The 21259-nt window shown below is 41.2% G+C and carries 22 protein-coding genes; 13 read left to right on the top strand and 9 right to left on the bottom strand.

Annotation, left to right across the window (positions count from 1 at the left end; all coding sequences use genetic code 11):
- Positions 1-47: 47 nt before the first annotated feature.
- Positions 48-371 (top strand): hypothetical protein, encoded by a 324-nt coding sequence (locus PHU20_RS00865; protein WP_274823442.1) that lies wholly within the window; start codon positions 48-50, stop codon positions 369-371.
- Here PHU20_RS00865 and PHU20_RS00860 read toward each other — a convergent pair.
- The 3 genes from PHU20_RS00860 to PHU20_RS00850 all read right to left on the bottom strand — a co-directional run bounded on the left by PHU20_RS00860 (position 368) and on the right by PHU20_RS00850 (position 2670).
- A complete protein-coding gene (locus PHU20_RS00860; protein WP_274823441.1) occupies positions 368-895 on the bottom strand; it encodes a DinB family protein in 528 nt (175 codons plus the stop codon). The two genes, PHU20_RS00865 and PHU20_RS00860, sit on opposite strands and share 4 nt — an antisense overlap.
- 67 nt (positions 896-962) lie before the next feature.
- The gene (locus tag PHU20_RS00855) at positions 963-1442 is read right to left on the bottom strand and encodes an Lrp/AsnC family transcriptional regulator (protein ID WP_274823440.1); all 480 of its coding nucleotides are present in this window, start codon (positions 1440-1442) and stop codon (positions 963-965) included.
- 121 nt (positions 1443-1563) lie between these two features.
- Positions 1564-2670: a M14 family metallopeptidase gene (locus tag PHU20_RS00850; protein WP_274823439.1), complete on the bottom strand. Its 1107-nt coding sequence runs from the start codon at positions 2668-2670 to the stop codon at positions 1564-1566.
- A gap of 291 nt (positions 2671-2961) precedes the next feature.
- Between PHU20_RS00850 and PHU20_RS00845 the strand changes: the two genes are divergently transcribed.
- The 3 genes from PHU20_RS00845 (at position 2962) to PHU20_RS00835 (ending at position 4633) form a co-directional block, all read left to right on the top strand.
- Positions 2962-3360, top strand: a complete 399-nt coding sequence (locus tag PHU20_RS00845) for a helix-turn-helix domain-containing protein (RefSeq protein WP_274823438.1) — start codon at positions 2962-2964, stop codon at positions 3358-3360.
- A 74-nt stretch (positions 3361-3434) separates the two neighbouring features.
- On the top strand, positions 3435-3812 hold the full coding sequence (locus tag PHU20_RS00840) for a DNA topoisomerase IV (RefSeq protein WP_274823437.1): 378 nt from the start codon (positions 3435-3437) through the stop codon (positions 3810-3812).
- A 2-nt stretch (positions 3813-3814) separates the two neighbouring features.
- Positions 3815-4633: a TerC family protein gene (locus PHU20_RS00835; protein WP_274823436.1), complete on the top strand. Its 819-nt coding sequence runs from the start codon at positions 3815-3817 to the stop codon at positions 4631-4633.
- 184 nt (positions 4634-4817) lie between these two features.
- Here the strand turns inward: PHU20_RS00835 and PHU20_RS00830 are convergent, their stop codons facing one another.
- From PHU20_RS00830 to PHU20_RS00805, 6 genes are all read right to left on the bottom strand, one after another.
- Complete coding sequence (locus PHU20_RS00830) at positions 4818-5774, bottom strand: sterol desaturase family protein (RefSeq protein WP_274823435.1); 957 nt, start codon at positions 5772-5774, stop codon at positions 4818-4820.
- 58 nt (positions 5775-5832) lie between these two features.
- Positions 5833-6264 (bottom strand): large conductance mechanosensitive channel protein MscL, encoded by a 432-nt coding sequence (mscL, locus tag PHU20_RS00825; RefSeq protein ID WP_274823434.1) that lies wholly within the window; start codon positions 6262-6264, stop codon positions 5833-5835.
- A 12-nt stretch (positions 6265-6276) separates the two neighbouring features.
- On the bottom strand, positions 6277-8955 hold the full coding sequence (locus PHU20_RS00820) for a DNA gyrase/topoisomerase IV subunit A (protein ID WP_274823433.1): 2679 nt from the start codon (positions 8953-8955) through the stop codon (positions 6277-6279).
- A 25-nt stretch (positions 8956-8980) separates the two neighbouring features.
- Positions 8981-10840 carry a DNA topoisomerase IV subunit B gene (locus tag PHU20_RS00815; protein ID WP_274823432.1) on the bottom strand — a complete coding sequence of 620 codons (1860 nt, stop codon included), beginning with the start codon at positions 10838-10840 and terminating at the stop codon, positions 8981-8983.
- Between the two features lie 454 nt (positions 10841-11294).
- Positions 11295-12389, bottom strand: a complete 1095-nt coding sequence (ychF, locus tag PHU20_RS00810) for a redox-regulated ATPase YchF (protein WP_274823431.1) — start codon at positions 12387-12389, stop codon at positions 11295-11297.
- Positions 12390-12561: 172 nt separating this feature from the next.
- Entirely contained in the window at positions 12562-12915 is a 354-nt protein-coding gene (locus PHU20_RS00805; RefSeq protein ID WP_274823430.1) for a 4Fe-4S dicluster domain-containing protein, read from the bottom strand.
- An 86-nt stretch (positions 12916-13001) separates the two neighbouring features.
- Here PHU20_RS00805 and PHU20_RS00800 point away from each other — a divergent pair, with 86 nt between their 5' ends.
- From PHU20_RS00800 to PHU20_RS00760, 9 genes are all read left to right on the top strand, one after another.
- Positions 13002-14069, top strand: a complete 1068-nt coding sequence (locus PHU20_RS00800; protein ID WP_274823429.1) for an acyl-CoA reductase — start codon at positions 13002-13004, stop codon at positions 14067-14069.
- A gap of 65 nt (positions 14070-14134) precedes the next feature.
- On the top strand, positions 14135-15199 hold the full coding sequence (serC, locus tag PHU20_RS00795; RefSeq protein WP_274823428.1) for a 3-phosphoserine/phosphohydroxythreonine transaminase: 1065 nt from the start codon (positions 14135-14137) through the stop codon (positions 15197-15199).
- Positions 15200-15210: 11 nt separating this feature from the next.
- Positions 15211-16161: a D-2-hydroxyacid dehydrogenase gene (locus PHU20_RS00790; protein WP_274823427.1), complete on the top strand. Its 951-nt coding sequence runs from the start codon at positions 15211-15213 to the stop codon at positions 16159-16161.
- 76 nt (positions 16162-16237) lie between these two features.
- The gene (locus PHU20_RS00785; protein ID WP_274823426.1) at positions 16238-16870 is read left to right on the top strand and encodes a DUF937 domain-containing protein; all 633 of its coding nucleotides are present in this window, start codon (positions 16238-16240) and stop codon (positions 16868-16870) included.
- Positions 16871-17003: 133 nt separating this feature from the next.
- Positions 17004-17462 (top strand): DUF6146 family protein, encoded by a 459-nt coding sequence (locus PHU20_RS00780; RefSeq protein WP_274823425.1) that lies wholly within the window; start codon positions 17004-17006, stop codon positions 17460-17462.
- Between the two features lie 29 nt (positions 17463-17491).
- On the top strand, positions 17492-17794 hold the full coding sequence (locus PHU20_RS00775) for a DUF6787 family protein (protein ID WP_274823424.1): 303 nt from the start codon (positions 17492-17494) through the stop codon (positions 17792-17794).
- A gap of 50 nt (positions 17795-17844) precedes the next feature.
- On the top strand, positions 17845-18150 hold the full coding sequence (locus PHU20_RS00770) for a hypothetical protein (RefSeq protein WP_274823423.1): 306 nt from the start codon (positions 17845-17847) through the stop codon (positions 18148-18150).
- Between the two features lie 63 nt (positions 18151-18213).
- Positions 18214-20607, top strand: coding sequence for a TonB-dependent receptor (locus PHU20_RS00765; RefSeq protein ID WP_274823422.1), 2394 nt, complete (start codon positions 18214-18216; stop codon positions 20605-20607).
- Between the two features lie 21 nt (positions 20608-20628).
- Complete coding sequence (locus PHU20_RS00760) at positions 20629-21207, top strand: type 1 periplasmic binding fold superfamily protein (protein WP_274823421.1); 579 nt, start codon at positions 20629-20631, stop codon at positions 21205-21207.
- Positions 21208-21259 lie beyond the last annotated feature (52 nt).

Genomic DNA, 21259 nt, shown 5'->3' with positions numbered 1-21259 from the left:
GTAACGTTATTATTTGATTGCAAGTAGAACCGATAAACCAAACTGTTATGATACGAAAACTCATAGATTACAAAAAACTCGATCACGATTTAACCGCTAAACTCATTCAAACGTATTCCGATGGTTATGGTGATGAAGATATCATAACCTTTAAAAACGTTCGGGGAGAAATTATCGAAACGGTGGAATTGAAAACGGAAGATGCCGTTTATTTGGTGAAAATAAGTAAGAGTCTTGCCCATTTCATTTCAAACTTTGACGAAACCATGGAAAAAGAACTTGATGCCAAGGAAGAGCCCATTGTGGAAGATGAAATGGGTGACAGCGAAATGAGATTGCATTCCGAGGAAGAATTAAGTGAAGACCTCTAATCGAAGGTGCTCAAGTATCTTTCCCTGATAACATTTCTGTGGTGTTTTTGATGTCCACAGATTATAAACCCCAAGGCCGCTACGCTCATAGGGGCGTTACTTGCGGTACCGATATTGCTAAGCGCTTTTTTGTCCATATTGGTATACAGGGCAATGGTCGATTGGCGAATGCATGAATATTCCTGGATAATATCTTGAATCGTCCGTGGCGCTGCGAAGGAGTTGGGAACGAAGATATCCTGATCAAAACCCGGCAGTGGCGTCCTGTCTCCCCTCATAAAACGCAAAGCCCTATATTGCATTACCCTTTCGGTATCCATAATATGCACTAACGCCTCCTTAATGGTCCATTTACCGGGTGCATAGGCATAATCCAATTTTACAGTAGGAATACTTTCCATGAACTTAGGAAAGTTCAAAAGTTGACTTTGCATGATATCGTACAATTCAACATCGCCCAAGGTATCTAAATAAACTTTGTAAAAAGAACCGTACTCTTTTGGATTTAATTCACTGACTCTCATAGGTGCAAAATAAAAAATCCCAAAAACCATGGTCTTTGGGATTCGTATTCGTTCAACAATGCTGTTTTTACAATTCGTTAAAAATGGTATGCATCAAACGTCTTTTGTCATTGATGCTTTCCTCAAGTGAAATCATGGTCTCAGTCCTACTGATTCCATCGATATCATCAATCTTGAAAATAATATTTTTGGCGTGGGTGGTATCCTTGGCCCTTATCTTGCAAAAGATATTGAACTTACCCGTCGTTATATGGGCAACGGTTACATTTGGAATTTGCTCCAAACGCTCCAATACAAATTTGGTCTGATGTGTTTTTTCCAAGAAGACCCCTACGTAAGCAATAAAGGCGTATCCCAATTTAACATAATCCAAAGTCAAAGAGGAACCGCGTATAATGCCAGCTTCTTCCATTTTCTTTACCCGCACATGAACAGTACCTGCCGAGATTAATAATTTTTTGGCTATATCGGTGAACGGGGTTCTCGTGTTGTCGATCAACATATCCAAAATCTGGTGGTCTATTTCGTCTAACTTAACTTTTGTCATTGCTGTTTAATATTTGATGCAAAAATAAGTAATTAAGGAATTAAACATAATAAAAGTTGGTTTTTTTTAACAAAAATGTAATTATACATTCTTTTATGGAACTTATGTTTAAATATTTTGGTTAAAGTAGGGCTGTGAAATTTTGCGATTTTAAGTCGGAAAAGTCAATTTTAGAGGCACAATCATAGGTTTTATGGCCAAAATAATTTTCGATTTTCCCAATCTTTTCTACGCTGGGGATAAAATTAACCGTCTCATTATTAAGAACTTCCTTGTAAAGGATGCCTATGGAATCCCCAATTTCATATTTGTCGGGGTTGAGGAGGTGTGCATTGGAAATGAGGATATCATAAAACAACTTGTTGTTATCCGGAATTTCAAAATAGGCTTCCCGATCATAATCCCCCACGGTGTCGCTTGAAATTACATTTATGGCCTTTAAAAGGGCGATAAAAATAAATTTTCGTGTTTTTTCACGTGCATAATCATCTTTATAATGACCGGCTTCGAACAAAATTGTAGGAACATTGAGCATTTGAAAAGTATCACCAACGCAGTTGCTATTGAAGCCATCATCATAACGCCCTACCTGTCCCGGAATCAATTCCTGTAACTCTTGGTTCATGGCTGCAATCAAACGCATACTCTGTTCCCGGGTTGGGGATATATTCCTTTGTTCATCAAAAGCGGGGGCCAAAAATGAAACGGTTGCCGGTTTCGATGTGTTTCCGACATTGAATATGGTTCGTTGCCCATGTAGGTTAAAACAAAAATCAGGATTAAATTGATCGTAACAGCCACGCAAGATCCTACTTTCGGGCTGGGTTCTATTTTGGGCATCCCTATTAAGGTCAACTTGGTTGGCATTGATTCGGGTATAGGATTTTGCCCCATCCGGATTCAGGATCGGAATGATCTTTATCGTACACGATGTCAAAATAGGCTCGCTGTATGTTGGATGTTTATCGATAAAATTGATAAGATCGAAAATTGCCTTTGTGGTCGTCGATTCATTTCCATGCATCTGGGACCACATCAAAATCTTAATGGGGCCCTTACCGAATGTGATGGTGTGTATCGGAAGGTTGTTGACCGATTCACCAATTTTCTCGACTTTAAAATCGGTGGGAATCGAATTAAGGATAGGGGCTATATGGTCGTATGTTATGTACCTTCCGTTTAAGGCGTCTTCTTTAATGGAATCAAAATCTATCTGAAATACATTCATTGCTATCTTCTTGAAAGAGTGCAAATGTAACACCCTTACAATTTACAATTGTAAACATATAATTTACATTTGTAACTTCATTTTTTAAAGAAAGGTAATATGTTTGTATACGATTGTAAACTGAATTGGGGTTAAATGATATTAATTATTAGAAATTATTTTAAAACCCTATAAACCAAAACTATAAACAACTTTTTATAAAGTAAATATTTAATATTTTATAGAAAGAAAAATGTCAATTGTAATTGAAACAGCCAGCTTTTACGTACCTTTGAACCCTATTTAATTACAATGGTAAACTCTGAGAATTTTATTGAACGGTTGGAGGAAATTCTTCGCTATTACGACCTATCGGCATCCGGTTTTGCCGATCGTATCAAAGTACAGCGCTCTAGTATTTCCCATTTATTATCGGGTAGAAATAAACCGAGTTTGGAGTTTGTGATGAAGTTGGTCGATACCTTTCCCGAAGTAGATCTGTATTGGGTATTGAAAGGCGAAGGAAGATTCCCTGCGTCTAAAAAATCATCGATTAAAGTGGCTGCCCCTGTCCCTAAAGTAGTTGTTCCTGCTTCAGCATCTGTTGTTCCTGATGAAAAGGTCGAGGCGCCAACCCCTATGACCGAAGAGGCCATTGATCGGATCGTGATTTTTTATAAGGACGGTAGTTTTAAATCCTATCAAGGGTAAAACCCATCGGAAAAAACGATATTAATTCGTTCGTAGGGGTGTTTTTTTGATTCTAAATTCATTAATTTGTGGTCATGCAAAAACGACTTATCCCATCACTGGTGATCTTATTGTTTCTTTCGTCCTGTTATCAACCACAAAGGGATTGTAAGGTCTTTAAAGATGGTAAATTCACTTTTACATCGACCATTGGCGACCAAGAGGTAAGTACGGTTTTTGTGCGACAGGGTGATTTGGAAGTCGATTATTTTCAGGGCAAGGTAGATAGCTCTTCGGTACGTTGGATCAATGATTGTGAATACATCGTAAAAAAGTTGCATCCTAAAAATAAAGCGGAAGAAAAATCAGTGCACATGAAAATATTGACTACCACCGATAATTCCTATACCTTTGAATATAATATTGTAGGTAGCGCTAAAAAATCTAGGGGAACAGCTATAAAAACCAACTAACCATGTTCGAAATTTTAACAAGTCCGGATGCCTGGGTGGCATTGTTGACACTCACATTTTTGGAAATCGTTTTGGGTATCGACAACATCGTATTCATATCGATCGTTGCCAATAAACTACCGCAGAAAAGTCAACAGAAAGCCACTAATATCGGGTTGTTGTTGGCTATGGTACAGCGTATCGCCCTTCTGTTCGCTGTTTCTTTTTTAATAGGGTTGAAGAATTCATTTTATCATATCCAGTTTTCGTGGTTTACCTCGGAAATAAGTGGGCAGGCCATTATCCTTTTTACAGGAGGCCTCTTTCTGTTGTATAAAAGTACTTCGGAAATCCATGAAAAAGTGGAGCTTCCGGAGCACGACAAGGATGTTATAGAGGCAAAGAGCATTACGAGTTTATCCAAGGCGATCATGCAAATCATCGTTATTGATTTCATATTTTCCATTGATTCCATTTTAACGGCAGTTGGGATGACCAACGGTATAGGTCAAAAACCGGGGGATGCCTTGGTTTTAATGGTCATTGCCGTGGTAATTTCAATAATAATCATGATGGTATTCGCAAACCCCATTAGGGAATTCATCAATAAACATCCTTCGATGCAATTATTGGCACTTTCCTTTTTGATTCTCATCGGTTTTATGTTGATTGCCGAGGCTGCCCATTTGAGTCATACCAAATTCTTTGGTCAGGAAATCGGGGCCATTCCTAAGGGGTACCTCTATTTTGCGATTGCATTTTCCCTTCTTGTGGAGTTTTTGAACATGAAACTACAGAAAAAGGAGTTCATGCTTAAGAAAAGTAAAGTCAATAAAAAGTAGTCTTTCTTTTTTACAGACTGGTGTAGGGTCCTTTTTTGATGGAATTGTATATAGACCGATCAGCTATTTCCGATCGGTTAACACCATATAATCGTTCGTATTTGTTATGAAACAACTAGGATGACAGCCTATAGGTATCTGATTTCGAAGGTAATTGGCGGTATGCAGCTTGATGCCATCTGGTCTAATTGGGCCTGCTGTATTGTATTTTGGGATTTTTGTTTTTATGCTCCTTGAACAACCGCTGTTGTTGTTTTACGGTCAATGTGCTTCCGTCTGGACTCCATCCTGGAGGGCCAAAGATATACATCAAGGCGTGGGAGAATTTCTTGGAATTTTTGACGTCTTTCCAGATGTCCTTGAATTCATGGGTAAGTATTACGATGGGATTGTAAGAATCCGGTGCGTGTATCACCCCGTACTTTACGTCGATATTTTCATCATACTCTTTCCAAGTACCGAACATCTTGTCGAAGATATTCAGGAACCCACCATGGTTTTTGTCTAGATATTCCACGTTTTGGGCATGGTGTACTTGGTGCATGGTGTGGGTGTTGAAAATTTTCTCCAAGAATCCCAATTTGGGTACATAAACGGTATGGAGTTGAAATTGCCATAGGGCTTCAATGCCCAGGCATACGACGACCATTTCGGGAGGAAAGCCCAAGGCGGGCATCCACATGTAAAACAAAGGTTTGTATAAAATGGTGAACCAGCCGTTCCTAACGGCGGTACCCAGGTTGAAATTATCCGATGAGTGGTGTACAATGTGGGCGGCCCATAATATGCGCACTTCATGATTGGCCCTGTGGAACCAGTAATAGGTGAAATCGTCGGCCAATTGGCAAAGTAGCCAAACATACCAAGCGTATCCAAAGGATTCATAACCCATGATATTGGTTCGCACCCCATTTACTAGGGGGTTGAACAACTCGTAAGTGAACTCGAAGATGACTATGGCGGAAATTACCTTGATCAGTGGGGCAATGATGGCGGAACCGACACCCATAAAGCCACTAGCGAACAGGTCTTTCCATTCATAAAGGTCGTCATCCCCATGGGTTTTACTGTAGGTTAGTTCCAATAAGATAAATGCTATAAAACAAGGTACTCCGTATACCAGGGGGTTGGTGAAATCCATAATTATTCTGTTAAATGCAAAAATAGGTGTTTATAGCCCATATTTATATAATATAATGTTATTCTTTATCCTTCCTAAGAATTTTATTCTGTTCTTTCAGAAGCTTCTCCATATTTGCCAATAGTTCAATGTTCTTTGGGGTCTTTTCTTCTATGTTGGTGGGGTCTTCAGCTTTGTTTCGAAATCGGTTCATGATTTTGATGACTATGAAAATGGTAAATGCGATGATCCCGAAATCGATAATAACCTCTATAAGTTCCCCATAGCCAATGGCTATTTCCGAAACCTTTTCGCTTGCGGCACGTAAGATGTATTTTTGCTCCGATAATTGAACATCCTTGGTCAAAAAAGACAAAGGGGGCATGATCACTTTTTTTACCAGAACATCGACCACTCGATTAAAAGCCGTACCGATTACGATACCAATGGCCATATCGATCATATTGCCCTTTATGGCAAAATCCTTGAATTCCTGTATGAAACTTTTCATGGATGTATTTCCTTAAAATAAGATCGTTTGTCCTTCCCCGTCGATTTCGGGGTCTTCCCGTTCATCGGTTTTGTTTTTTGGGCCATTGGTCGATTCCCGACTTACTTCTTCCTCGTCCACTACTTCCATTTCGTTCGTCTCTTGGGTTTTGGGCTCTTCGTAAGGTAAGGGGTCCAGTAAATTGATGTTCTTTACCTTTTCGGATGTCAATTGGTTACCTAAAGCTTTTATTCCTTTAACGGCTATAAAGTCTTCCAATTCAACGGTTAAGTTAGGTTTGGCATCCTTTCCCCTAGGCTTTGTGAATTCGACTTCAACTACAGGGCGCCAATCGGTGGACACTAACTCCAAATAGGATTTAGGGTGCTCCGATATAAAGAGGTCTTCCTTGTTTTCGTGCTCTATGACAAAACGTTTTACATAAAAACGCTCTTTTTCACCTTCCCAATAAATAGCGGATAATGGTTTGTTGGGGTTCCATTTTTCAAGAATGATCATATCATCGTCAAAACGGGCGGTCAATGTAGGAAGGATTGTTTTTGCGATACCTTTTTGGTTGACGATCAATAAGAGGTCTTCCCCCCTGAATTCGCCCAGGAGCTCCCCACGGCCATCCACATTAAGTCGACGTACTACATCGTCGAACCATATTTTACGAGGCTTAAGGGTAGAAACACCTTTTTCTTTCAATTCAATGCGCTTGATCGTATATTTGGTAACGATATTGCCTTTGGAAGCCCTTCCTTTGATAAGGACATCCGCAAAATCGATATCCCATTTCACTTTTTTGATGTTCCTCACCTGACGAAGGTTGATGGTGACTACTTCTGCCTCGCCGTTAGGATTGGCCGAAAAGTAATGCACTTGGGAATTCGGCTTTCCGGGGGTCAGGTCGTATAGTCTATCACGGGTAACACTGGTTACATTGAATCGCTTGATGTAGGTGGGGCCACTCTTCCCGTCCCTATAAATCATATTATAGGTGGTTCGTTTGTCCTTTTTCTTGAAAACGGCAACATGTATGATGTTCTTACCTATAAAAGTCTTGCTGTCTACCTTGGTCACCATGGCTTTACCGTCTTGGGTAAAGACAATGATATCATCGATATCGCTGCAGTCCGTCACATATTCATCACGACGCAATGAGGTGCCTATAAAGCCTTCTTCCCGGTTTACATATAGTTTTGTATTCCGGATGACCACCTTGGTGGCCTCGATATCATCGAAGATCCGTATTTCGGATTTACGCTCACGGCCCTTACCGTATTTGGCCTTAAGGTTTTTGAAATAATCGATGGCGAACGTGATAAGGTTTTCCAAATGATGTTTTACTTCTGCGATGCTTTCCTCTAAGCTATCCAGGTATTGTTGGGCCTTATCGATATCGAATTTGGAAATCCGTTTTATCCGAATTTCCGTCAACCTGACAATGTCGTCCTTCGTTACAGGGCGTTTTAGGTGTTTTGTGTGGGGTTTTAGGCCTTTGTCAATGGCCTCTATGACCCCTTCCCATGTTTCTTCCTCTTCTATATCCCTGTAGATCCGATTTTCGATGAAAATCCGTTCCAAGGAAGCGAAGTGCCATTGTTCTTCGAGTTCGGACAATTTGATTTCGAGCTCCGCTTTCAAAAGTTCGACTGTAAGATCGGTAGATTGACGCAGCATATCGGAGACCCCGATAAAAAGGGGTTTGTTGTCTTCGATGATACAGCCTAAAGGCGATATCGACGATTCGCAGGAGGTAAAGGCATAAAGTGCATCTATGGTTTTGTCGGGAGATATGCCACTGGGTAAATGCACGAGAATTTCCACTTCCGCCGCTGTATTGTCCTCTATTTTCTTGATTTTTATCTTGCCTTTTTCGTTCGCTTTTAATATCGAATCTATTAAAGAAGAGGTGTTGGTTCCGTAGGGTATTTCGTTGATAACCAGTGTATTCTTGTCTTTTTGGGATATCTTGGCGCGAACGCGGACCTTGCCTCCCCGTAAGCCGTCATTGTAAGCACTTACATCGATGATGCCGGCTGTCGGGAAATCTGGATAAATTTTGAAACGTTGTCCTTTTAAATGTTTGATGGAGGCATCGATCAGTTCATTGAAATTGTGCGGCAACACCTTGGTGGACAGTCCGACGGCAATTCCTTCAGCACCTTGGGCTAATAGTAAAGGGAATTTCACCGGGAGGTTTACAGGCTCTTTTTTACGACCGTCATAGGATAGTTGCCATTCTGTTATTTTTGGACTGAATACCACTTCCAGGGCAAACTTCGATAAACGCGCTTCTATATATCGCGATGCTGCTGCCCTATCCCCCGTTAAGATATTCCCCCAGTTCCCTTGGGTATCTATCAAAAGGTCTTTTTGGCCAATCTGCACCATGGCATCCGCAATACTGGCATCTCCGTGGGGATGGTACTGCATGGTGTGCCCTACGACATTCGCCACTTTATTGTAACGCCCGTCGTCCAACTCTTTTAGGGCGTGTAAAATTCTTCTTTGTACCGGTTTGAATCCATCTTCGATGGCCGGCACCGCACGTTCTAAAATAACATAGGAAGCGTAGTCTAAAAACCAATCCTTGTACATGCCCGTAACTTTGGTGAGTGCATGGTCGGATTCTTTGGATTCAGAGGTATTCCCGTTTGGTAAGTTCTCGTTTTGCGCTTCGTTCAGCTCTTCATTCTCTTCCATAAAGAAAGAATCGTATTATCTTGATTTATAATTGGTTTTCCTCGACTAAATCTATTTCCACTTTAAGGTTGTTTATGATGAATTCCTGACGGTCGGGGGTGTTTTTCCCCATATAGAATTGCAATAGATTTTCTATGGACATTGCTTTGTCGAGCATCACCGGTTCCAGTCGAATGTCCTCACCGATGAAAAATTGGAATTCATCCGGGGATATTTCACCCAATCCCTTAAAGCGGGTTATTTCCGGTTTTCCGGTTAATTTGGCAATGGCATTCTTGCGTTCTTCCTCACTATAGCAATAAATGGTCTCTTTCTTGTTCCTGACCCTGAACAACGGGGTTTGCAGTATGTATAGGTGGTTTTCCTTTATCAGTTCAGGGAAAAACTGCAGGAAAAACGTTATCAATAAAAGTCGGATATGCATACCGTCGACATCGGCATCGGTGGCGATGACGATGTTGTTGTATCGTAGGTCCTCCATGGATTCCTCAATATTCAAGGCCGCCTGTAAAAGATTGAATTCCTCGTTTTCATAAACGATTTTTTTCGACATACCGTATGAATTCAAGGGTTTCCCCCTTAAACTGAAGACTGCCTGGGTATTTACATCCCGTGACTTGGTGATCGAACCGGATGCCGAATCCCCTTCCGTAATGAATAAGGTACTGTCTAAGCGTCGGTCGTTTTTCATGTCTCCCAAGTGTACCCTGCAATCCCTTAGTTTTTTATTGTGAAGGTTTGCTTTCTTTGCCCGGTCCCGGGCCAATTTTCGAATACCGGAAAGATCTTTGCGTTCCTTTTCCGCCATCAGGATCTTTCGTTGCAACTTTTCCGCGGTTTCCGGATTCTTATGCAGGTAGTTGTCCAGGTATTTGCCTACGAAATCATTGATGTAGGTACGAACGGTCGGAAAGTTACCTCCCATATCGGTAGACCCCAATTTGGTTTTGGTCTGGCTTTCGAAAACCGGTTCCATCACTTTTATCGAAATCGCCGATATAACGGATTTGCGAATATCGCTCGCATCATAATTCTTTCCGTAAAAATCCCTAATGGTCTTAACCAAAGCTTCGCGAAAAGCTGCTTGATGCGTTCCTCCTTGGGTGGTATGTTGACCGTTTACAAAGGAATGGTATTCCTCGCTGTATTGTGTTTTGCTATGGGTAATGGCCACTTCAATGTCATCCCCTTTGAGGTGGATGATCGGGTATAAAAGATCCTCGGCATTATTGTTGTCTTCCAGCAGGTCCTTTAACCCATTTTCCGAATGGAACTTTTCCCCATTGAAAACAATGGTCAAACCTGGATTCAGGTATACGTAGTTTTTGAGCATGCGCTCTACATACTCATTCCTGAATTTGTAATTTTTGAAAATGGATTCATCCGGAATGAAAGTGACCCGTGTCCCTTTTCTTTTGGAAGATTCCACGGGACCTTCTTCAAGGGTAAGGTTCCCTTTTTCAAATTGGGCGGTCTTTATCTGGTTTTCCCTGGAGGATTGTACCTCGAAAAAACTTGAAAGGGCATTTACCGCCTTTGTACCGACACCGTTAAGTCCGACGGATTTTTTAAACGCCCTGCTGTCGTATTTACCGCCAGTGTTCATTTTGGAGACCACATCAACGACTTTGCCTAAGGGGATGCCACGGCCATAATCCCTTACGCGTACCGTTTTGTCCTTGATGGTTATTTCAATGGTCTTGCCTGCACCCATGACGAATTCATCGATACAGTTGTCTATGGTTTCCTTTAAAAGAATGTAGATACCGTCATCAGCAGAAGATCCATCGCCTAATTTACCGATATACATACCGGGTCGTAAACGAATGTGCTCTTTCCAATCGAGCGATCGAATGTTATCTTCTGTATATTGGGATTCTGCCATATGCTATCGGGGTTTTATCCCTGCTAATATAAAATTTCAAAGCAAATTTCAAAGCTTTTGGCTTGGAAAGTAATCAACAACGAAAATACCAATTTTGTTTATATTATTCGGTGTACAGGGGTATAATAGTTTCTTCAACCCAATTTTATTTAAGCTTCAATAAGGGTAAAACGCAAAGCTTTTTCAGTTTTTTTATCAAAACCTGATTTCTGCACGGCGGTAATGGATCGGAAAAGGTTGTGGCCTTCCGGAAACTTATGACAAGAGCAGTACCGTATGTCTAAAGGATATATTTACGGGTCACCTGAAAAGTCAAGGCCGCATATGCCGCTTACTGCTATGGTTTAATACTTCTGTAGGTGGGTTATCCCCTTAAACCCCTAATCATATTCGATCATTGAAAATGCGCTTCGCGGTTCTTGGGGTCCGTTCCTATGGATTGTATGTAATTGAACTATACGTTGAACCTAAAATGCATAATATCCCCATCCTGAACGATATACTCTTTTCCTTCAACACGCATTTTACCGGCTTCCCTTGCTTTGGCTTCACTCCCAAATTCAATAAAATCGTTATAGGCGATTACTTCCGCCCTAATAAAACCTTTTTCAAAATCGGTATGGATCACCCCGGCTGCCTGTGGAGCTGTTGCACCAACGGGAATTGTCCAAGCGCGCACTTCTTTTACCCCTGCCGTAAAGTAGGTCTCCAGATCCAGTAATTTGTAGGCCCCACGAATTAATTTGGCAGAACCCGGTTCTGATAAACCAAGGTCTTCCAAAAACATTTGACGTTCTTCATAGGTTTCCAATTCCGTAATGTCGGCTTCGGTACCTACCGCAAGAAATATGACTTCCGCTTTTTCTTGGGAGACCGCTTCCTTTACCTGTTCTACATAGGCATTTCCGGTTGTGGCGGCTTCTTCATCCACATTACATACGTACATCACCGGTTTATCGGTAATGAACTGCAAGGGTTTGATATATTCCTTCTTTTCGTCATCCGAAAAGGCAATGGCCCTTACCGAGACGCCAGCCTCCAGTCCGTCTTTTACCTTTAAAAGCGCGGCTTCTTCCTTTTGGGCTTCTTTGTTACCTGTTTTTGCGGCCCTTTTGACCTTGTCCAATTTTTTTTCAACGGTTTCCAGGTCTTTCAATTGCAGTTCCATATCAATGGTCTCCTTATCCCGGATCGGGTCTACCGAACCATCGACATGCACCACATTATCATTATCAAAACAACGAAGTACGTGCAGGATGGCATCCGTTTCACGGATATTCCCCAAAAACTGGTTTCCAAGTCCTTCTCCCTTGCTTGCGCCCTTTACCAATCCGGCTATATCCACGATTTCAACCGTGGCGGGTAATACCCTTTCCGGGTTAACAAGTTCTTCCAATTTCTGTAAACGGGAATCCGGAACATTGACAACGCCGATATTCGGTTCTATGGTACAAAATGGAAAATTCGCACTCTGGGCTTTTGCATTGGACAAACAATTGAATAAGGTGGATTTTCCCACATTCGGTAATCCTACAATACCTGCTTTCATTCTATAGACATTTCAGGGTTGAAAAATAAACTATTTTCAAAATTGGCTGCAAAGATAGTTTTTCAATCGGTTCTTTTCCCTTTTACATTGAAACAAAAAGCCCGAACCATGGGTTCGGGCCTATTTTAAGATGTTTATCGGTCCAAATTTTGTTATGGAAGTAAAAAATACCTTACGCTTCCGGATGCATGAATTGTTGCTTGGACAATAATTCCTCTTCGGTCTCCTCATGGTCTTCATCGGGCACACAACAATCTACCGGACAAACCGCTGCACATTGGGGTTCATCATGAAAGCCTTTGCACTCGGTACATTTATCGGGCACAATATAATAGACCTCATCGCTTACAGGTTCTTGAACTTCATCTGCATCGACCTCCTTGCCATTGGGTAAGACCACTTGGCCTTTTAATGAGGTGCCGTCACTGTATCTCCAGTCATCCGCAGCTTCGTAAATTGCCGTATTCGGGCACTCAGGCTCACAAGCCCCACAGTTAATACATTCGTCTGTTATAATAATTGCCATAATTTCTTTTTCTTTTAAACTGAAATAGATCCAGCATTCTTATTTTTGCCCAAAGGTAACCCCTTATTCATTTTTTTACAAATATTATGGCTGACCAGGCGGAAAGATTAAGAGCTTTTGTTGAACTTGGAAAATTCTTTCGGGAATATTCCGAATATTGTAATAGTGGGGTGCCAATACCATCGGGGAACGACTGGCATTTGGATTTTCAGGAGGTCATTGCGGTTGCCGGACATAAAAATGGATGGTTTACCGAAGAAAATATCCTCTATTCCCTGGAGGCATGGGGTGCGTTATTGACTTACGAGCAACTTAATCGGTGGCTGTCGAACTATGATCTTAAAAATAACCACCCCAAGACCGTAGCCCTGATCATGGCCGGTAATATTCCACTTGTAGGGTTCCACGATTTTCTTTCGGTACTCATGTCGGGGAATAGGGCGCTTGTTAAGCTGTCTTCCAATGATGCCGTTTTATTGCCTTTTATTGCCCAGTTTTTAGGCGATCGATCCCCTTCCCTTAAAAATGAAATGGAATTCGCATCGGGTAAACTAGGGCATTTTGATGCGGTCATAGCTACAGGTAGTGACAATACGGCCCGTTATTTTGAACATTATTTTGGTCATAAACCCCATATCATCCGTAAGAACCGAAATTCGGTCGCCATCTTGACTGGCAAGGAATCCCACGGGCAATTGAAAGCCCTTGGGGAGGATGTTTTCCGGTACTACGGACTGGGATGTCGAAGTGTCTCCAAGGTTTTTGTACCGGAAGGATACGACTTCAGTGATTTTTTTAAAGCCATTTTCGATTACAACCCGATCATAAACCAGGCCAAATACGCCAATAATTATGATTACAATAAGGCGGTCTATTTAATGAGCGATTTCAAGATGCTCGAAAACGGTTTCTTGGTCCTCAAGAAAGATGGGGGCTACCACTCCCCCATTGCTACCCTGTTTTATGAGGAATACGGGTCGTTGGGTGCCCTGAAGGACCGTATTTTAGAGGATGCCGAAAAAATTCAATGTGTGGTGGCCGATGGCCTTTTCGAAAATGAAGTAGCCTTTGGTGAAACCCAAAAACCGGGATTGAAGGACTATGCCGATGGCATCGATACTGTTGAATTCCTGTTAAAAACAAAAGCTAATTAATTTGTGGATTATACCGATAGTTATCGTATAATTCATGATCTTTGCACCCTAAAATTCAAGAATTGATGAAAAAGCATAATTTTAGTGCCGGTCCTTGTGTGTTGCCAAAAGAAGTTTTTATAAAAGCCTCAGAGGCTATAATTGATTTTAATGGTACGGGACTTTCCCTTATCGAGATGTCACACAGGAGTAAGGATTTTATTGCCGTAATGGACAAGGCCCGAGCCCTTGCCCTTGAACTATTAGGTTTGGAAGGCAAAGGATACCAGGCCCTTTTCCTTCAAGGGGGTGCAAGTTTGGAGTTTTTAATGGTGGCTTATAACCTGCTCGAAAAAAAGGCAGGATATTTAAATACCGGAACATGGAGTAGTAAAGCCTTAAAAGAGGCCCGCCTTTTCGGGGAAGTGGTCGAAGTAGGTTCTTCCAAGGATGAAAATTTTAATTATATCCCTATGGGATATACGATTCCGGAAGGGTTGGATTATTTGCATTTAACCTCGAACAATACCATTTTCGGTACGCAGATCAAGAAATTTCCGAAGGTAGACATCCCATTGGTCTGTGATATGAGTTCCGATATATTTTCACGTCAATTGGATTTTTCCCAATTTGATTTGATTTACGCGGGAGCCCAAAAGAACATGGGTCCGGCCGGTACGACCCTAGTTGTCGTAAAGGAAGATATTTTAGGTAAAGTATCCCGACAGATTCCTTCCATGCTTGATTATAAGGTACATATCAGTAAGGAGAGTATGTTCAATACCCCTCCCGTATTCGCGGTATATACTTCCATGCTTACTTTGGAATGGTTAAAAAACCTTGGTGGTATCTCGGCCATAGCCGAAATCAATGAGAAAAAGGCTCGATTATTATATTCTGAAATCGATTTGAACCCCTTATTCGATGGCTTTGCGAAAAAAGAAGACCGTTCAATTATGAACGCCACCTTTAATTTGACCGATGCAAAATTGAAGGATACCTTCGATGCCATGTGGAAAGAAGCCGGTATCAATGGTTTAAACGGGCATAGGTCCGTTGGAGGTTATAGGGCATCAATGTACAATGCCTTATCGCTGGAAAGCGTAGGGGCTTTGGTTGATGTAATGAGTGAATTGGAACGAAAAGGTTAATCGGTATCACCATGAAAATTTTAGCAAACGACGGGATTTCCCCTAATGGCCAAACCGAACTGGAAACTGCGGGTTTTGAGGTCATCACAACAAGGGTTGCCCAGGAACAACTTATCAATTATATCAATGAGCACGGTATTGTCGGACTATTGGTTCGTAGTGTCACGCAGGTAAGAAAGGATATCATCGATGCGTGTCCTTCCCTTAAGTTGATAGGACGAGGCGGTGTGGGAATGGACAATATCGATGTAGCCTATGCCAAGGAAAAAGGGATCTATGTAATCAATACACCTGCCGCCTCTTCAGAATCGGTGGCGGAATTGGTATTTGCCCATTTATTCGGTGGGGTCCGTTTTTTATATGATGCCAATAGGAACATGCCGTTGGAAGGGGATAGTAAATTCAAACAACTTAAAAAAGCCTATGCCGGAGGTACGGAACTAAGGGGAAAAACCCTTGGTATTATCGGATTCGGTAAAATTGGCCAAGCTACGGCGAAAATAGCCCTGGGAATCGGTATGAACGTGGTCTATTCCGATCCCAACATTGAAAAGGCATCCATTAAGGTTGATTTCTTTGACGGGCAATCGGTTTCCTTCGAATTTAAAAGCATTGAAAAATCAACGCTTTTACAACAAGCCGATTTCATTACGGTACACGTACCCGCCCAAAAGGAGTATATTCTTGGTAAGGGTGAATTTGACCAAATGAAACAAGGAGTGGGTATCGTAAATGCTGCCCGGGGAGGGGTAATCGACGAAGTCGCCCTGATCCAAGCCATGGAAGAAGGGAAGGTTTCATTTGCAGGTTTGGATGTTTATGAATCAGAACCCAGTCCGGAGATCCAGATCCTTATGCACCCCAAGATATCATTGACCCCACATATCGGGGCGGCAACCGCAGAGGCTCAAACTCGAATAGGAAGTGAATTGGCCAAACAGATCATATCCTTATTGAAATGATATTTCATGAGGTGTAAAAGGACATTTAATACTTTTTCGTATTTTACGGGACTAATCATTAAATTAACTATATAACATGTCTGGATTATTGGATTTACTAAACAGCCCAATGGGCAAACAACTTATTAGCGGTGTGGCAGGCCAAACCGGTCAGCCCGAAAGTAAGACCGCTGATGTATTGAGTATGGCCATGCCCCTACTTTTGGGTGCCATGAAAAAAAACGTATCCTCACCACAAGGGGCCGAAGGATTAATGAGTGCCCTTTCTTCAAAACACGATGGAAGCATCCTTGACGATCTTGGCGGATTGTTCGGTGGCGGTCTCGATGAGTCCGTTTTGAGCGATGGTGCCGGTATTTTGGGTCATGTATTCGGTAACAAACAACCACAGATAGAGAATGCCTTAAGTCAAAAATCAGGACTGGATGCAGGTGCTGTTGCCAATATATTGAAAATCGCGGCGCCCATTGTAATGGGCTTCCTAGGAAAGCAAAAAGCCCAAAGCAATGTCAGCGATGCCGGGGGTATGAATACCTTATTGGGAAGTATGCTGGGTGGACAGCCACAACAGAACCAAAGCCTGATTACAACCTTATTGGATGCCGATGGCGATGGTAGTGTTCTCGATGACGTTGCAGGAATGGTCATGGGAGGTGGACAAAAGAAAAGTGGCCTGGGTGGATTGCTAGGCGGACTTTTTGGAAAATAAGAACAAATCCCTTTATATGGAGAAAGTCGCCCTGACCATAGTGTCAGGGCGACTTTTTTTGTATATTAAAGAAAATCTGTTGTTAGGAACAACGATTTGAATAGACTTATACAATACACTAAAATCCAAAGACATGGGACATTTATGGCATAGGTACCTTGCAATACTGACTTTGGTGGTTCTGGTCGCCAGTAGTTGCGGTGGTACAAAAGAAGTATTGAACATCTCCGAGGAAGAAAAAATGGCCTTTACCCAAAAGATGGGTGATACCATAACCATAGCCAATGATGAAACGGAATATGAGATCATTATCATTGAACCCGGTTATAATTATTGGTTGAACAGTATGGCAAAACCGGAAGGCTACTACAGCCAATCGTATTTGGAAAATCGCAATATGATCTATGTAATCGAATGGAACCAGCGGGTGTTACAACCCCATAGGTACGACCCGGACCTTTACGAATTGCAGATCGATTATTCGTCCAATATCGATTATGGGTATGAGGTGAATTATAAGCTGTATAATTATTTTATATACTTTCAACGGAAATACAACCAACGTTTGGGACCTTTTATTCCTCGGATTTAAAAGGTATATTTGGCACTTTGAAAAAATATATGGAGAAATTAAAGCAACGTTGGGGAATAGATTCCAATTTTCAAATTGTGGTTATTTTTATCGTTTTCGCCATAACGGGATCAACATCCGTTACGTTTGCAGAGCCCATTATGGAATTTATAGGCCTACACCGTGGAACTACCGAAGCATGGGTGTATTGGACCATCCGTATTTTGATCATTTTTCCAATATATCAGGTACTGCTTGTCCTTTATGGTTGGCTTTTCGGACAATTTAGATTTTTCTGGAATATGGAAAAGAAAATGTTAAAGCGACTTGGCCTTGGATTTCTTTTTAATTAAGGGTTTTTTAACTTTTATAATCTATGTGAATTATTAGATTTGCAGGAGGTATGGGTAATTGGAAAAAAATTCTGAGCTTTTTCTTTTTGGTAACTTTGATTTTTATAAAGTTATCTCCATTGCATGTATTTTCGCATCAGAGCGAAAATGACAGCCATATCGAGAAATGTTTGATTTGCACCATGGCAATTGATTTGCAGCAAACAGTTCATGTTCAGCCTGATGTTGTCGTCTTTGAGCCGGAAATTGATTTAGTTTGGTTAGAACTAACCTTTGGGATCGATAACCAGACTATTATTTCAAACCAGACGGTTTATTCCTATTTTTCAAGGCCTCCCCCCTTTTTGCTTTCTTAAAAGCAGTCTATAGCCCCATTATTCCATTGGGGTACTTTAATCATTTAATACATATTATTATTTATGAAAGCATGGTTAATCATGTTTACATTGGTGTTTGTTCAGTTCACTGTTCAATCCCAACAATGTAAAAGTGTCATTACAGGTGTAGTTACCGATTTTCACGATATGACCCCTTTGGTCAGGGCTTCTGTAACCCTAATCGGAAAAAAGGATGCTATTTTCTATACCGACGTGAATGGGTTTTTTGAGATTCCCGATCTCTGTGATGGTCCTTATGAATTGGAAATCTACCATCCAGAATGCCAATCGGCATTTATGAAAGTTGATTTAGAAACAAATTTAAATCTGAATATCTTCTTAGAGCATCATTTTGAGGTATTGGAGGAAGTAAAGGTTACTGGTAATAGGGTTACCAAAACCAATTCGGCCATTGAGGAGACCCTAAAATTGAAAACCATCGAACAATATGGCAGTGCCAGTTTAGGGGATGCCTTAAAGGAAATCAATGGGATTTCATCCTTGAACACAGGAGCGAACATTGTAAAACCTACTATTCACGGACTTTCAGGGAGCAGGGTCTTGGTACTTAATAATGGGGTGCGAATGCAGGATATGGAATGGGGAGCAGAGCATGCACCCAATGTGGATGTGAATGCAGCAGGTTCAATTTCGGTTATAAAAGGCGCATCGGCCTTGCAATATGGTGGTGATGCCATAGGCGGTGTTATTTTGATTGAACAAAATAGATTTGCCAAGAAAGATTCCCTTTTTGGAAAAACCATATTGACGGGAATCTTGAACGGTCGTGGCGGAAAAATCAATACTGATTTGACCAAAACCTATGAAAACGGATGGTTTGTAAAAGGGCAGGCTTCCTATAAACGGTTAGGGGACCAAGAAGCACCGGATTATATCCTATCCAATACGGGGGTTAAGGAAATTGGGGCTTCCCTTCATTTTGGGAAAGAGAATTTCACCTCTGGATGGCGTGGCAGTTATTCTTTTTTTAATACGGAAATAGGAATTCTTTCTGCTTCGCATATAGGTAGTGTCGATGATTTAATCAGGGCCATAAACGATGACGAACCTACCGTTGTTGACCCATTTACCTATGATATTACAAGTCCCAGACAGGAAGTTACCCACCATCTGGGGAAATTCAAATATTATAAAAGGTATGAAGGGCTTGGAAAATTCAATGTCCAATACGATTTCCAGAACAATCGGAGATACGAATATGACGTGAGGACCGGAGATGATAAATACAAACCTTCCATTGATCTTGAATTGACTACGCATACCCTTACCTCTGACTTTAAATGGGACGCCAAATCGGGTTTTGATCTTACCGTTGGTTTGATGGGCAGGTACCAAAACAACTTTGCAAATCCGGATACCGGGGTAAGAAGACTCATTCCCGATTATGACAAGTATGATGCCGGGTTTTTTTCCATAATGGAATTTGACTTGGGGGAAGATTGGAAAATGGATACAGGGCTACGATACGACTATAGTAAGATCGATGCTAAAAAGTATTATAAAATATCGAGATGGGAAGAACGGGGTTATGATGCCGATTTTAGTGATATAATCATCAGGGAAACGGAAAGCTCCCAATATTTGACCCATCCGGTTTTTGACTACCACAACGTCTCGGCAACCCTAGGTGTCAATTATAGTACGGACAACCAACATTCGTTGAGTTTTAACTATGCCCTGGCCAATAGGGCCCCGAATCCCTCTGAATTATTCAGTGATGGTTTACATCACTCGGCCGCTAGGATAGAATTAGGGGATTTAAGGATCACCAGTGAAACATCACATAAAGCATCCATGTCCTTAATTAAGGATGGAGTTTGGGGATACACCTTGGAACCATATGTGAATTATATAAATGATTTTATTTATCTGGAACCGACGGATGTTGAATATACGGTCAGGGGTTCATTCCCTGTTTGGGAATACCATCAAACCAACGCTAGGATTTTAGGGGTGGATCTCTCTGTATATGCCAATTGGGCGGATCATTGGAGAACAGACCATAAATTCTCCTTAACAAAAGGTAAGGATTTGACCGATGATGAACCGTTGATAAATATTCCGGCTGCCAATATCAGAAACAAGATTTCCTTTACTACCCCATGGAAGAATCTCGAAATTGGCCTTGAAAGTAAATATGTATTCAAACAGAATGAAACCCCGGAAGATATATATGTGTATTCCACTGAACAACAGGAAGATGTTCTTTTGGAAATAAACAGTGCCCCGGATGCTTATCATGTGTTGTCCTTAAATAGCAGTATGGATTTCAATTTCGAAAAAAGCACCTTGACCGTTAGCCTTATCGGCACCAATATCTTGGATGTCTCTTATAGGGATTACCTTAATAGGCTACGCTATTATGCCGATGACCTTGGTAGAAATATCATTTTACAATTCAAACTCAATTATTAATCACTTTTAACCATGTTTATTATGAAAACCATTAAATTATTGTCTATGATGAAAACCATTAAACTATTGTCTATGTTGGCTTTTGCCGGAATCGTTCTCGCTTCTTGTTCAAATGATGACGATCCGGAAGAAGTACACGAGGAAGAAACCATAACTACGATGACCGTTACCCTTACACCAGATGCAGGAGGAACTACGATTACTTTGAAATCCTATGATTCTGATGGTGATGGGCCAAACGATCCCGAATTGACTGTTTCCGGAAACTTAACTGCGGGCGCAACGTATAGTGGAAGTGTAACGTTCTCAAATGAGACGGAAGATCCAGCAGAGGATATTACGGAAGAAGTTGAGGAGGAAAACACCGATCATCAATTATTTTACTCCTATACAGGTGCTATCATTGATGTATATAATTTGGATTTGGATGACGACGGAAATGATTTAGGACTTTCCTTTGATTTGGATACCGATGCCGCAGGTAGCGCCACTTTGACCGTTTCCTTGGTACATGAGCCAACAAAACCAAATGATGGTACGATAGCCGATGCTGGTGGTTCAACCGATTATACGGCAACTTTTAGTGTTAGCGTGGAATAAAACTGGAGTGAATCCTAATTTCATATGAATAAAAAGGGGAATGCAATCTTAA

The organism is Maribacter polysaccharolyticus, from assembly GCF_028882255.1.
In the GTDB taxonomy this organism is placed as follows: domain Bacteria; phylum Bacteroidota; class Bacteroidia; order Flavobacteriales; family Flavobacteriaceae; genus Maribacter_A; species Maribacter_A polysaccharolyticus.
This window is presented reverse-complemented; position numbering and strand designations above follow the sequence as displayed.